Genomic DNA, 12,735 nt, shown 5'->3' on the forward strand with positions numbered 1-12,735 from the left:
CCCCGCCCTGCTGGCCGGCCTGGCCCGCCCCGGCGACCTGCTGCTCACCATGGGCGCGGGCGACGTCACCAACCTCGGCCCCGAAATTCTGGGGCACCTCGCGAACGTTGCCTCCAACGTCTGACGTACGCCGAGCGGGAGTCGTGATGAGCTACGAGATCGAGAAGACCGAGGCCGAGTGGCGCGCCCAGCTCAGCCCCGAGGAGTACCACGTGCTCCGCGAGGCGGGCACCGAGCGCCCGTTCACCGGTGAGTACACCGACACCAAGACGGTCGGCGTCTACGGCTGCCGGGCCTGCGGGGCGGAGCTGTTCAGCTCCGAGACCAAGTTCGACAGCCACTGCGGCTGGCCCTCGTACTACGCGCCGCTGGCCGGGGACCGCGTCCAGTACATCGAGGACACCTCGCTCGGCATGCGCCGGGTCGAGGTCCGCTGCGCCCGCTGCGGCGGGCACCTCGGGCACGTCTTCGAGGGCGAGGGCTACGGCACGCCGACGGACCAGCGCTACTGCATCAACAGCGTCTCTCTGACGCTCCGCCCCGCCGAGTAGGGCCGGGACACGGACGAAGGGCCCGGAGTCGGTTCCGGGCCCTTCGTGCTACCCGGCCAGCGGCGCGAAGCGGACCGGAAGGTGGACCAGGGCGCGGTGGAAGGGGCCCGGGCGCCAGAGCAACTCCTCGGCGGGAGTGGACAGTTCGAGATCGCTGAGCCGGCTGGTCAGCTGCTCGATCGCGGTGATCGCGATCAGCAGCGCAGGGTCGCGGGCCGGGCACGCGTGCGGGCCGGCCGCCCAGGCCAGGTGGGCGCTCTCGCCGCTGCGCAGCTCGGTGCCGTCGGTGGGCGGCGCGGCCTGGGAGTTGGCGGCCGCGTACGAGACCAGCACCAGCGAGCCGGCCCTGATCTCCCGGCCGTGGAAGGTGATGTCGTACCGCGGGTAGTGGGCGGAGAGGTTGGCCAGCGGCGGCTCGTGCCAGAGCACCTCGTCGATCGCCTGGTGGGCGGTCATCGCGCCGCCGAACAGCGAGCCGGCGTAGCGGGCGTCGGTGAGCAGGCGCAGCAGGGCGTTGCCGATCAGGTTGGTGGTCGGCTCGTGTCCGGCGATCAGGGACAGGGTGATCTGCCGGATCACCTCGTCGTCGTCCAGCCCGACCGGGTGGGTGACGAACCAGGAGGCGAGGTCGTGCCGGGGGTGCGCGCGGCGCTCGGCGACCATGGCGGTGACCATCGCGACGAGCTTCCCGTACGCGGCGCCGGCCCGTTCGGTGGACTCGATCAGCCCGGTGATCGCGGCGACCATCTCGGCGCTGTCCCGTTCGGGCACGCCGAACCAGGTGGTGAGGACGAAGGCGGGCAGCTGGCGGGCGTACTCGGCGATCAGGTCGGCACGGCCGACCGCCGCGAAGCGGTCGATCAGCTGGTGGGCGACCTCGGCGACCTGCCGCTGGAGCCGGTGCGGCTCGAACAGCGCGAGGCCGTCGGTGATCACCGCGCGGTAGCGGGCGTGCGTCTCGCCGTCGCTGAACAGCGCGGTGGGGCGGTAGCCGAGCACCGGCAGCAGCGGGGAGTCCGGCGGGACGGTCCGCTGCCAGTCCCGGGAGTCCTTGGAGAAGGTGTCGGTGTCGCGCAGCAGGTCCAGGGCGGCCTGGTAGTCGGTGACCAGCAGGGCCTCGACGCCGGGCGCGATCTCCACCGGGGCGACCGCGCCGTGGCGGCGCAGCCGCTCGTACACCAGCTGAGGGTCGGCGGCGAACACCGGGCCGTAGATCGGGGTCGGGCGGGTCCCGAGGGTCACGGGCGCTCCTCGGGGTCGGTGGAGGCGGCGGGCAGGGTGTCGAGGACGTGCTCGGCCAGGGCGATCAGCGCGTCGAGGCTGCTGCCGCGCTCGCGCGCGTCGCAGAGCAGCAGCGGGGTGGCGGGGTGCAGGTCCAGGTGGGCGCGCAGCACCTCGGCCGGGTGGTCCGGGGAGTCCGGGAAGCGGTTGACGGCCACGGCGTACGGCAGGCCCTGTTCCTCGACCATGTCCATGATCTCGAAGGAGTCGGCCAGCCTGCGGGTGTCGGCGAGCACCAGGGCGCCCAGGGCGCCGCGGGCGATGTCCTGCCAGAGCGGGAAGAAGCGGCGCTGACCGGGGGTGCCGAACATGTAGAGCACCGTGTTGCCGGGCAGGGTGAGCCGGCCGAAGTCGACGGCGACGGTGGTGGTGGACTTCTCGGGCAGGCCGGCCAGGTCGTCCACAGGCCGTCCGGTCTCGGTCATCGCCTCCTCGGTGTGCAGGGTGGCGATCTCGGAGAGGGTGCGGATGAGGGTGGTCTTGCCGACCCCGAACGGGCCGGCGACCACCAGTTTCATCAGCAGCTGGTCCCGGTCGGGCAGGTAGCCCACCCGGCTCGGCCGGTCGGCCGGGCTACCGGAGCGCACGGAGTCCAACGAGGAGCCTCTCGACGATGGAGCGGTCGGTCTGCTGGGCCCGCGGGATCGGTGCGCGGGCATGCAGACGGCCCGCCTCGACCAGATCGGCCGCGAGGAAGACGGTGGCGCTGACCGGCAGGCGCAGGTGCGCGGCGGCCTCCACCACGGTCAGTGCGCCGGGGCGCAACAGCTCCCAGAGCCGGCGGTGTTCGGGTTCGAGCTCGGTCGGCGGTTCGGCCCGGTCGGACCGGTCGGCGAACAGCACGGTCAGCCGCTCGAAGCCCTCGGTGCCGGGGCGGCTGCGGCCGCCGGTGGCCAGGTAGGCGGGCACCATCCGCCTGCGGGGAACGGCGTTCATGAACCGGCGGTGGTGTCCTGCCGCCGGGACGGGCTGGCGAGCGCGCGGGCCAGGGCGGCGACCTGGAGCTGCATCTGGTAGGACACGTTGCCGAGTTGGGCGTCCGGGGTGGTGAACACGGCGAGCGAGGTGTTCTCCCCGGCGGGGACGACGATGGCGTAGCCGAGGTCGGACTCCACCACGGTCTGCGCCAGCCGGGGCCGCTCGGCGTCGGTGAAGGCGGTGGTGAAGGCCCGGGCGGCGGCGTGCACGGTGGCGGTCATCGCGGCGACCCGCTCGGCGGAGGCCCGGCCGAGGCCGTCGGAGGCGCCCTCGACGAGGCCGTCACCGGTGGCGATCACCGCGTGCAGCACTCCCGGGAGCTCCAGCAGCGGGCTCAGCACCCACGAGATCTCGTCGGTGGCGGTCGGGCTGGGCGAGCTGCTCACTGCTCGGCTCCTTCTAAGGTCTGGCCGGTGGTGCGGTCACCTGGGTCGCGGCCGGCGGTGGTGTCGCCGGCGGCGGTGCCGGTCGGTTCGGGTGCAGCGGTCTCGTGGGGTACGGCGGGTACGGCGGCGCTCCGCTCGTGGGCGGCCCGCTCGTGGGCCTGCGCCGCGGCGGCGCGGCCGGAGCCGGTGCCCTGCTGCAGCGCCTGCCAGCAGGCGGCGGCCCGCTCGGGGGTCCGGTCGGCGGCGGGGTTCCGGTCGGGTGCGGGCGTCCGGTCGGCGGCGAGGGCTGGCGCGGGTGTGCCCGGCTCTCCGGCCGTGATCGGTCGGCGGCGGCGCCGGCTGGGCAGGCCGCTGCCGTCGCCGGTCGGGCCCGCCGCATCGGCCGACGCCGGTTCCAGGGCGGGGGCCGGGACAGCGGCCGGGGCAGCCACCGGATCGGCCGGCTCCGGGTCCGGCACCACGTGGATGGCCGGCGCCGGGTGCGGGCCGGGCTGGTTGTGGCGGTCGGCGAGCACTGGCCCGTCCTGCTCGTCGGCGTCGCGCATCGGCGGGACGGCCTGGACGGTGGGCGCCGGGGCCGGTCCGCTGCCGGCCCGCAGTGGCAGCGGGGTGAGCACCGACAGCGGCTGCTCGTCGTCCACCACCGTCACCAGCGCGGCCGGGATGCGCAGGATGGTCCGCATGCCGCCGTACGGCGAGGGCTCGATGTGGCAGGCGAAGCCGTACTGGCGGGCCAGCTTGCCGACCACCGCGAAGCCGGTCTTGGGCGGGTTGCCGAGCTCGGTGAGCAGGACGTCCGGCGGGCCGGCCAGCAGTCGGCGGGCCCGGCGCAGCTGGTCCTCGTCCATGCCGATGCCGCTGTCGTCGATGATCACCAGCGCGCCGCGGCCGCCCTGCTGGACGGTGACCGGGACGTCGGTCTCCGGGTGGGAGTAGGCGGTGGAGTTGGCGAGCAGTTCGGCGATCGCGATGGCGATCGGCTCGGCGGCCCGGGCGACCACCGCGAGCCGCTGCTCCCGCAGGTGGTTGGCGACCTTGATCCGGGCGTAGCCGGGCACCCGGGAGAGCGCGCCCACCACCACCTCGGCGAGCGGGGAGTCGGTGCGGGCCAGGCCGGGCCAGGCCTCGCAGAGCACGGCGACGGTCTGGATCCGGCGCAGCGCGACCTCGTTGCGGAAGTCGACCTCCAGCAGCCGGGGGTCGTCGTTGTCGTGCTGGAGCTGCTGGACCAGGCTCTGGATCTGGTACAGCAGGGTCTGGATCCGGGAGGTGGCGCCGCGCATCGCGGCCCGGGCGGCGGCGTCGACCCGCTCGCGCTCGTCGGTGAGCGCGGCGGTGGCGGCGTCCAGGACGGACTGCAGAGCCCGGACGGCCTCGGGGCCGACGGCCCGCGCGTCCAGCGGGCCGACCAGCGGGGCGTTGGCGTGCGTCAGCCGTACGGCGGTGGCGGCGACCCGCTCCTGGGCGAGGTGGCCGATCTCGGCGAGCAGTGCGGCGGCGTGCTGCTCGGCGGCGGCGAGGCGGCGTTCGGCCTCCTCGGCGCGGGTGCTCGCGGCGTCGCCGTGCCGGTCCGCCTCCCGCCTGGCCTCCCGTGCCTGCCGAGCCCGATCCTCGGCCCGTCGGGCCTCCTCGGCGGAGTCCCGCACGGCCTCCTGGGACTCGCGCAGCTCCTGTTCGGTGCGGGCCAGTCGGGCCTCGGCGGCGCGGGCGCGCTGCTCGCTGTCGCCGCGGGCGGTCTCGGCGGCCGTCGCCCGGGCGATGGCCTGGGACCGGGCACTGGAGAGCACGATCGCGGCCACGGCGGCCGCCACCGCCAGGGCGATCAGCGCGATCTGCGTCATCGAAGTCCTCGGGTGTCCTTGCGGGTCGTGCTGGGCGGTGGCGCCGGCCGTCGGCGACCGGTGAGGGGTGGCCGGCTTTGGGCGGTCAGTTACGGGCGGTCAGTTGCGGGCCGAGCGCGGGCGCGGGATGCGGGCGGCGTCCTCGGCGAGCTCGCGGGCCACCAGGGCGACCTGGCTCATCGCGTCCAGGATGCCGGGCGCCTCGGAGCCGTCCAGGTGCCGGTACTCGGCCGCGATGGTGAGCACCAGCCTCTCGGGCAGGCCGAGTTCGGGGTGCCGCTGCTCGGCTATCACCCGCCGGGCGGCGTCCAGCGCGGGTATTCCGGCGGTGTGCAGCGCGTGGGCGCGCTCACGGACGTAGGCGAGGTAGCCGATGTGCTCGCGGACGCCCTCGCGGTCGAGAACGGGGCCGTGTCCGGGAACGAAGATCTCGGCGCCGGTGGCCAGGGCCTGCTCGCAGGCACCGATGACGTTCTCCAGCGGGCCGGCCCAGTGCGAGGGGTGGTCGCCGGGCTGCTCGGGGGTCGAGGAGAAGATCACGTCGCCGGTGAACACGGCGCGCTGGTGCGGGAGGTGGACGATGAGGTCGCCGCCGGTGTGGGCGGCGGGCAGGCTGGTGATCTGCACCGGGTAGTCGCCGACCTTCAGCTCCAGCTCGCCGGTGAAGACGGTGTCCGGGTGCACCGGCTCGGTGGCGGACCAGTCGAATCGCCCGAAGTGCTCCCGGAGGTAGTTGCCGAGCAGGGAGTCCGGGTCGCTGTTGGTGACCAGCGCGTGCTGCTGCTGCGGGGTCGGTTCCCAGTGGATGTGCTCCAGCGCCTCGCGGGTGGCGATCACCTCGGCGTCCGGGAGCACCCCGGCGCCCCACAGGTGGTCGCCGTTGGCGTGGGTGACGACCACTCGCTCGATCTCCACCCCGGTCGGCAGCAGGCGGCGGCTGGCGGCGAGGAACTCCCCGGCGAGCGAGGGGTCGTAGGGGGTGTCGATCCAGAGCGCGGTCGTCCCGGAGGCGAGCAGACCGCAGTTGGCCAGGCCCCAGCCCCGCTTCGGGGGGAGCCACACGTACAGGTCCTCGGCAATCGCGCTCACGTTCGCACGGTTGATCGTCATGCGCGCGATTATGCCCACCCTTTATCCGGAGTGGGGCAAAACCTGCACGAAGGGCCGGAGTTCGTGCCCCAGTCCCTCCCGGGCTGTCCGGTTTCGCACCGCATGGTCGAGACCAATCTTCTCACGATTCGGGACGACCGGTGGACACTTCGTTCCGGAACCCGTAGGGCGTCGGGGGGCTACTTCAGTCGCTTGATCCCCTTGCGCTCCCCCGCACAGCGCGCGTACCCGAGCCACTCGTTGATCGCGAGCATCGGCGCGTTGGTGGTGTCGTTGCTGGTGTACGCGTGCCGGTAGCCCGCCGCCACCGCCCGCCGCAGCGACTCCAGCTTGGCCAGCTTGGTCAGGCCCCGGCCGCGGAACTCCCGGCGGCAGGCGGTGAACGCGGACCAGTAGCGGTCCGCCCCGTCGGTCTGCGCCAGACTGAACGCGACCGGCTCGCCGTCCACCACGGCGACGACGGTCAACTCGTGGTCCAGGTCCGGCCGCTCCCAGACGCTCCGGCGCCACTCCTCGTACTCCAGGGCGTCCAACGGCACCTCGCCGGGCTCGTCCATGGCGGCGTCCGCGTCGACCAGGAACAGCGGGCTCGGGTCCGCCGCCCAGTCGGCGCCCGGGCGCAGCTCGACGCCGGCCGGCCGTACGGGCTCCGGCGGCAGGGGCAGCGTCAGGTCCCGCCCGGCGAACTGCGCCGAGCGGCCCAGCTCGTAGCCCCGGGCGGCGGCGAAGGCCAGCGTGCCCGGCACGTCGTCCAGCCAGGTGTGCAGCTCGGCCACCCCGTGCCCGGCCAGGTGCCGCTCGGCCGCGGCCAGCAGTGCGGTGGCCGCGCCGCGCCGCCGGAACTCCGGCAGCACGCTGCCGTTGGCGTACCCGACGCCCTCGGTCGTCGTGCCGAGCACCACCCCGCAGCGCACCGCGCCGACCACCCGGCCGTCCCACTCGGCGACGATGGTGCGGAAGTGCTCGTCCGGGTTCTGCCGGGCGTTCAGCCACAGCAGGGCCTCGGCGGTGAGCACCAGGTGCTCGCGCCCGGCCCGGTGGGCGGCCGCCACCGCCTCGGCGTCGTCGGGGCGAAAGTCACGGATCGTCAGTTCAATCGAAGTCACGGGTTCGCACGCTAGCCGCGCGTACCGGCCCACCGCCTCCGATTTTCGCCCCGTCAATGGCGCCCCGCCGTGGCGCCCCACCTGCGGGGATGTCCGTGACTGAGGACCAAAGTCCCTCATCAGCCAGGCGGCAAGCTCAAATAATGCTCTGAGAAGACCGGATGGGGCTTGGCAGTCACCCCACCCGGGGACATCCTCAGCAACACGGCCGCGCGGTCCTGGCGACGAAGCCCGCACCGCCTGAAGGCCGCCTCACCTGGGCCCTCCGAAGGGGGCGAACCAATGACCTCTCCCGCTCCGAAACCGCCCGGCTCCGCCTCCGCCGCCCCCGCCGTGACCCGGCTGGGCGTGGGCCTCGGCTGGCGCAGCGAGATCGACACCGTGGTCGAGCGCCAACCCGGCCTGGACTGGGTCGAGGTGGTCGCCGAGAACATCCGCCTCGACCACCCGCCCGCCTCGCTCACCGTGCTGCGCGAGCGAGGCGTCACCGTCGTCCCGCACGGCGTCGGCCTCGGCCTCGGCGGCGCCGACCTGCCCGACCCCGACCGCCTCGCCAAGCTCGCCGTGACGGCGCTGATGCTCGACTCCCCTCTGGTCACCGAGCACCTCGCCTTCGTCCGGGCCGGCGGCCTGGAGGCCGGCCACCTGCTGCCCGTCCCCCGCACCCGGGACTCGCTGCGGGTGATCGCCGAGAACGTCCGGATCGCGCGGGACCAGCTCCCGGTGCCGCTCGCCCTGGAGAACATAGCCACCCAACTCGCCTGGCCGGACGATGAGTTCACCGAGGGCCAGTTCCTCGCCGAACTGGTCGAGCGCACCGGCGTACGGCTGCTGATCGACGTCGCCAACCTGCACACCAACCGGGTCAACCTCGGCCTCGACCCGGCCGCCGAGCTCGACCGCCTGCCGCTGGAGGCGATCGCCTACGTGCACGTCGCGGGCGGCACCCTGGTGGACGGCGTCTGGCACGACACCCACGCCCACCCCGTCACCGAACCGGTGCTGGAGGTCCTGGCCGAACTCTGCGCGCGGGTCGAACCGCCCGGCGTCCTGCTGGAACGGGACGCCAACTTCCCGCCGCCCTCCGAACTGGCCGGTGAACTGGACGCCGTCCGCCGGGTGCTGGAGGGGAGCACCCGGCGATGAACGACCTGAACCACGCCGAGCCGGAGGGGCCCGTCGACGCCGTCACCGCCGGCACGCCCCGGGAACGGCTGGCCCGGCGCCAGGCGGAGCTGCTGGCCGCCCTGGTGGCCGGCGGCCCCGTCCCGCCCGGCTTCGACCCGGACCAGGTCCGCGCCCAGTCCACCGGCCTCGCCGCCAAACGGCGCGACACCGCCGCGAAGGTCGCCCCCGACCTGCCCCGCCTGCTCGGGGCGCAGTACGGGCCGCTCTTCCTCGGCTACGCCCGCACCCACCCGCAGACCGGCGGCTACCACGCCGACGCCCGGGCCTTCGCCGCGTGGGCGCTCACCGACGGCGGTCCGCTCGCCGCCGACCACCGCCAGGCCCTGGAGCGGTGGCTCCGAGGCCCGGCGCCCGACCGGACGCCCGGCCCGCTCGCCCGGCTGCGCGCGGCCGTCGGAACCGTCGGGGCCGTCCTGCGCGGCCGCTGATCCGTCACCACCTCGGGGGAACCGCCCATGTGGCACAACACCTACTTCCTGATCCCGGCCGTCCTGCTGGTCGCCGCCGCGTTCCACGCCGACCGCACCACCCGGCGGGCCAAGCGCGTCGCCAACCCGCGCGGCCTGCCCGGCCGCGGCCTGTCCCTGCTGAGCGCGGCCTTCCTGTCCGGCGGGCCCGGCCGGGTCTTCGACACCGCGCTGGTCCGGATGCACGTGGCCGAGCGCGCGGTGATCAGTCGCAGCGGCCTGGTCACCCTCACCCATGACCGGCCGCACGACGCCGTCGATCAGGCGATCATGGACGCGGTCGGCCCGACCAGGAGCCGCGGCGTCGCCGCCCTGCGCGCCGACGTGATGCGCTCCCCCGCCGTCCAGGCACTCGGCGACGACCTCGCCGACCGCGGCCTGATGCGCCACCCCGACCGGCTGCGGACCGCCCTCAGGGCACGCCGGCTTCTCCGGCTGTCGCTGCTGCCGGTTCCCGTCGCCACCGTCCTCGCCTTCCTGCTGGACGACGGCCACGCCGACCGCCCGGCCCTGTGGGCGCCGGTCGTCCTGCTGGTGTTCGGCCTGGCCGCCCTGATCGCCACCCGGCCGCCCAAGGACCGGATCACCCCGGCCGGCCGCCGCCAGCTCGTCCTGATGGACACCGGCAAGCCGTGGACGCCCAACTCCGGCCTCTACCCGCGGATGACCGGCGGCGCGGTGCTCGGCGCGATCGCGCTCGGCGGCCTCGCCGCCGCCGGCACGGAGCTCGGCATCGAGGAGCTCCAGGAGCTCCTGCTGGGCGCGGCGGCCCAGCAGGCGGCCATGAACGGCGCGGTCGGCGGCGCCTCCTCCTACTCCTCCGGGGCCTCCTCCTCGTCCGGTTCCGGCTCCTCCTGCTCCGGCTCCGCGGTCTGGTGCGGCTCCTCCGACTCCGGCTCCACCGGCTCCGGTTCCTCCGGCTGCGGTTCGTCCTCCAGCGGCTGCGGATCGTCGCACTCCAGCTGCGGCGGCTCCTCGTCGAGCTGCGGTTCCAGCGGTTCCAGCTGCGGCTCCTCGTCCTCCAGCTGCGGTTCCAGCTGCGGCGGCGGCTGCGGCTCCTGACGTCACAGTTCGGTATCGCGCACCGGGAAGCCGTTCCCCGGATCGGCGGCGCAGGCATAGAACAAGCCCATGTGGTTGCTGTTCCTGATACCGGCCTGCGTCGCGGCGGTGCTGTCCTGCCTCCGGCTGGTGCGGATGACCGCCACCGCCGACGCCCTGGCCGAGCAGGAGCGCCTGCGCCCTCCGGAGGCCGTCGGCATCGGGCTGTACGAGACCGCCTACCTGGCCGGCGGGCCGGACCGGGTGGTGGAGCTCGCGCTCGTCCTGATGGCCGGTCGGGGCCGCCTGCACCTCGCGCACACCGGCTGGACCACCGTGGTCGACCCCAAGGGCCGAAGCCGCCTGGAGCGCGCGATCGTGGCCACCGTCGGCCCCGAGGGCCAGTGCCGTACGGACGAACTGCGCCGGGCGATGGCCGAGCACCCCACCGTGCTGGAGATCGGCGCCCGGCTCTCGGTGGCGGGCCTGGCCACCCCGGCCCTGGTGCAGCGCAACACCGTGGTGGCGATCCGGCAGGTCCGGCACGCGCTGCTGCTCTCGCTGCTCCTGCTCGCCGCCGCGCTGTCCCTCAGCGGCTTCGCCGGCGACGGTGACACCGTCACCCCGTTCGCCTGGTTCTCCCTGCCGCTGGTACTCACCTCGGGCACCCTGCTGATGGCCCGGGTCGACGTCTACCCCTACACCCGCTGGGCCTCCCCGGTCGGCCAGGAGGTGCTGCGCGAGGTCCGCCCGGCCCGCCAGCACGGCCTCGCCGACGACGAGGAGCGCGAACTGCTCACCGCCGTCGCCATGAACGGCCCCGACGCCCTCCCCGACGCCCGCCTGCGCGCCGCCCTGCGCCCCCACCGCACGTAGAGAACGGCGTGGAGGCCGGTTCCCCCGTGTGACGCGGGGGACCGGCCTCCGTGAACAGCTCGCTCAGACCAGGCCGTTCAGCAGCTCGCTCAGCGGCTTGCGGCGGCCGGTGAAGAACGGCACCTCCTCGCGGACGTGCAGCCGGGCCCGGGAGGGGCGCAGGTCGCGCATCAGGTCGACGATCCGGTGCAGCTCGTCCGCCTCGAAGGCGAGCAGCCACTCGTAGTCGCCGAGCGCGAACGAGGCCACCGTGTTGGCCCGCACGTCGGGGTAGCCGCGGGCCATCTGGCCGTGCTCGGCGAGCATCGCGCGCCGCTCGGCGTCCGGCAGCAGGTACCACTCGTAGGAGCGGACGAACGGGTACACGCAGACGTAGTCGCGCGGGCGCTCGTCGGCGAGGAAGGCCGGGATGTGCGACTTGTTGAACTCGGCCGGGCGGTGCAGCGCCATGTTCGACCAGACCGGCTCCAGCTGGCGGCCCAGACCGGTGCGGCGGAAGCGGTTGTACGCCTCCTGCAGGTCGTCCGAGTCGGCGGCGTGCCACCAGACCAGGATGTCGGCGTCCGCGCGCAGACCGGACACGTCGTAGGTGCCGCGCACCGTCACGTCCTTCGCGGCCAGCTGGGCGAACAGCTCGTCCACCTCGGCGGCCAGCGCGGTGCGGTCCTCGGGCAGGGCGCCCTTGAGCTTGAACACCGACCACATGGTGTAGCGGATGACCTGGTTCAGGTCGCGCGCCTTCTTCTTCTCGGGCTGCTGCTCCGGCTCCCGCTCAACGGTCTCAGTCATGCGTTCATTGTCCTCTCCGTGGAAGCTTCCCCGGTCGCCGGGGTCAACAGTCCGTCGATGTGCTCGCCGACGGCCGCGGCGGCGGCCGCCGCCGAGCCGATGCAGGCCGGGATCCCCACCCCGTCGTACGCGGCGCCGCACAGCGCCAGCGCGCCGACCGCCCCCGCCGCCGCCCGTACCCGGGCCACCCGCTCCAGGTGGCCCACCGGGTACTGCGGCAGACCGGCCGTGAAGCGCGAGACGAAGGTGTCGTACGGCCGGGCGGTCAGCCCGATCGCCTCCTTCAGGTCCGCCAGCGAGCGGGCCACCAGCTCCTCGTCCGGCAGTTCCAGCGCCTCCTCCTCGCGGTGGCGGCCGAGCGAGGTGCGCAGCAGGAAGGCGTCCGGCGCGGAACGCTCCAGCCAGCCCCACTTGTTGGAGGAGAAGGTCGAAGCCTTGATCCGCCGGCCGTCCACCGGCGGCACCAGGAAGCCGCTGCCGCTCGGCGGCTCGGCCAGGTCGGCCCGGCGGAACGCCAGGGTGACCAGCGCCATGCCCGCGTACTCGACGGTGTCCAGCTCGGCGGCCGCGGCCGGGGCGTCGGCGCGCAGCAGCCGGGCCGCGGCCGGGGCCGGAACGGCCAGCACCACGGCGTCCGCGGTCAGCACCTCGCCGCCGGCCACCACGCGCCAGCCCTCGGGGGTGCGGCGCAGCTCCTCGACCGGGGTGTCGGTGCGCAGCTCCACGCCGGCCTTGACGCAGGCCGCGGCGACCGCCTCCGGCAGGGTGCCGAGGCCGCCGCGCAGACCCTGGAACACCGGGGTGCCGACCGCCTTCGGCCGGGTGGCCAGCTCGTGCACCCCCTCGACCAGCGAGCCGCCGCCCCGGGCGATCGGCAGCAGCTGCGGTACGGCGGCGCGCAGCGAGATCTCCTCGGCGCGGCCGGCGTAGACGCCGCCCAGCAGCGGCTCGACCAGCCGGTCCACCACCTCCTGGCCCAGCCGGTCGGCGACGTAGCGGCCGATCGCGACGTCCGCCCCGACCTCGGTGGCCCGCTCGTGCCGGGCCCGCTCCAGCCCCTCGGCGGTGAGCACCCCGGAGGCCTCCAGCGCCTCCAGGTCACCCGGGACGCCCATCACCTG

Annotated in this window: 12 protein-coding genes and 1 pseudogene; 4 read left to right on the forward strand and 9 right to left on the reverse strand. The window is 74.6% G+C overall.

The window, feature by feature from the left end:
• Positions 1-146 precede the first annotated feature (146 nt).
• On the forward strand, positions 147-551 hold the full coding sequence (msrB, locus tag J0670_RS13815; RefSeq protein ID WP_207811840.1) for a peptide-methionine (R)-S-oxide reductase MsrB: 405 nt from the start codon (positions 147-149) through the stop codon (positions 549-551).
• 48 nt (positions 552-599) lie between these two features.
• Here the strand turns inward: msrB and J0670_RS13820 are convergent, their stop codons facing one another.
• The 7 genes from J0670_RS13820 to J0670_RS13850 all read right to left on the reverse strand — a co-directional run bounded on the left by J0670_RS13820 (position 600) and on the right by J0670_RS13850 (position 7,253).
• Positions 600-1,793: a cytochrome P450 gene (locus J0670_RS13820; RefSeq protein WP_207811841.1), complete on the reverse strand. Its 1,194-nt coding sequence runs from the start codon at positions 1,791-1,793 to the stop codon at positions 600-602.
• A complete protein-coding gene (locus tag J0670_RS13825) occupies positions 1,790-2,350 on the reverse strand; it encodes an ATP/GTP-binding protein (protein ID WP_207811849.1) in 561 nt (186 codons plus the stop codon). Before J0670_RS13825 ends, J0670_RS13820 begins: the two co-directional genes overlap by 4 nt.
• Before the next feature lie 55 nt (positions 2,351-2,405).
• The gene (locus J0670_RS13830; protein WP_207811842.1) at positions 2,406-2,768 is read right to left on the reverse strand and encodes a DUF742 domain-containing protein; all 363 of its coding nucleotides are present in this window, start codon (positions 2,766-2,768) and stop codon (positions 2,406-2,408) included.
• On the reverse strand, positions 2,765-3,196 hold the full coding sequence (locus J0670_RS13835; RefSeq protein ID WP_207811843.1) for a roadblock/LC7 domain-containing protein: 432 nt from the start codon (positions 3,194-3,196) through the stop codon (positions 2,765-2,767). Before J0670_RS13835 ends, J0670_RS13830 begins: the two co-directional genes overlap by 4 nt.
• Positions 3,193-5,037, reverse strand: coding sequence for an ATP-binding protein (locus J0670_RS13840; protein ID WP_207811844.1), 1,845 nt, complete (start codon positions 5,035-5,037; stop codon positions 3,193-3,195). Before J0670_RS13840 ends, J0670_RS13835 begins: the two co-directional genes overlap by 4 nt.
• 99 nt (positions 5,038-5,136) lie before the next feature.
• Positions 5,137-6,147, reverse strand: coding sequence for an MBL fold metallo-hydrolase (locus tag J0670_RS13845; protein ID WP_207811845.1), 1,011 nt, complete (start codon positions 6,145-6,147; stop codon positions 5,137-5,139).
• Between the two features lie 179 nt (positions 6,148-6,326).
• Positions 6,327-7,253: a GNAT family N-acetyltransferase gene (locus tag J0670_RS13850; RefSeq protein ID WP_307806511.1), complete on the reverse strand. Its 927-nt coding sequence runs from the start codon at positions 7,251-7,253 to the stop codon at positions 6,327-6,329.
• A gap of 282 nt (positions 7,254-7,535) precedes the next feature.
• On the opposite strand from J0670_RS13850, the pseudogene J0670_RS40550 reads away from it, so the two are divergent.
• The 3 genes and pseudogenes from J0670_RS40550 to J0670_RS13865 all read left to right on the forward strand — a co-directional run bounded on the left by J0670_RS40550 (position 7,536) and on the right by J0670_RS13865 (position 10,825).
• Positions 7,536-8,869 (forward strand): annotated as a pseudogene (locus J0670_RS40550) (DUF692 domain-containing protein).
• 27 nt (positions 8,870-8,896) lie between these two features.
• Complete coding sequence (locus J0670_RS13860) at positions 8,897-9,970, forward strand: TIGR04222 domain-containing membrane protein (protein ID WP_207811846.1); 1,074 nt, start codon at positions 8,897-8,899, stop codon at positions 9,968-9,970.
• A gap of 69 nt (positions 9,971-10,039) precedes the next feature.
• Entirely contained in the window at positions 10,040-10,825 is a 786-nt protein-coding gene (locus J0670_RS13865) for a TIGR04222 domain-containing membrane protein (protein WP_207811847.1), read from the forward strand.
• Between the two features lie 63 nt (positions 10,826-10,888).
• Here the strand turns inward: J0670_RS13865 and hemQ are convergent, their stop codons facing one another.
• Both hemQ and hemG read right to left on the reverse strand, forming a co-directional pair.
• A complete protein-coding gene (hemQ, locus tag J0670_RS13870) occupies positions 10,889-11,614 on the reverse strand; it encodes a hydrogen peroxide-dependent heme synthase (RefSeq protein WP_196948165.1) in 726 nt (241 codons plus the stop codon).
• The coding region (gene hemG / locus J0670_RS13875) for a protoporphyrinogen oxidase (protein ID WP_207811848.1) at positions 11,611-12,735 on the reverse strand (1,125 nt) is incomplete at its 5' end. The genes hemG and hemQ, both read right to left, overlap by 4 nt.

The sequence above is a fragment of the Streptomyces sp. FH025 genome, assembly GCF_017427025.1.
In the GTDB taxonomy this organism is placed as follows: Bacteria; Actinomycetota; Actinomycetes; order Streptomycetales; family Streptomycetaceae; genus Kitasatospora.

What these genes read in the sequence shown, in the direction of transcription:
- J0670_RS13840 (WP_207811844.1), bottom strand. Translation starts at nt 5,037, where the DNA reads ATGACGCAGATCGCGCTGATCGCCCTGGCGGTGGCGGCCGCCGTGGCC.
- J0670_RS13830 (WP_207811842.1), bottom strand. Translation starts at nt 2,768, where the DNA reads ATGAACGCCGTTCCCCGCAGGCGGATGGTGCCCGCCTACCTGGCCACC.
- J0670_RS13865 (WP_207811847.1), top strand. Translation starts at nt 10,040, where the DNA reads ATGTGGTTGCTGTTCCTGATACCGGCCTGCGTCGCGGCGGTGCTGTCC.
- J0670_RS13860 (WP_207811846.1), top strand. Translation starts at nt 8,897, where the DNA reads ATGTGGCACAACACCTACTTCCTGATCCCGGCCGTCCTGCTGGTCGCC.
- hemQ (WP_196948165.1), bottom strand. Translation starts at nt 11,614, where the DNA reads ATGACTGAGACCGTTGAGCGGGAGCCGGAGCAGCAGCCCGAGAAGAAG.
- J0670_RS13825 (WP_207811849.1), bottom strand. Translation starts at nt 2,350, where the DNA reads ATGAAACTGGTGGTCGCCGGCCCGTTCGGGGTCGGCAAGACCACCCTC.
- J0670_RS13845 (WP_207811845.1), bottom strand. Translation starts at nt 6,147, where the DNA reads ATGACGATCAACCGTGCGAACGTGAGCGCGATTGCCGAGGACCTGTAC.
- msrB (WP_207811840.1), top strand. Translation starts at nt 147, where the DNA reads ATGAGCTACGAGATCGAGAAGACCGAGGCCGAGTGGCGCGCCCAGCTC.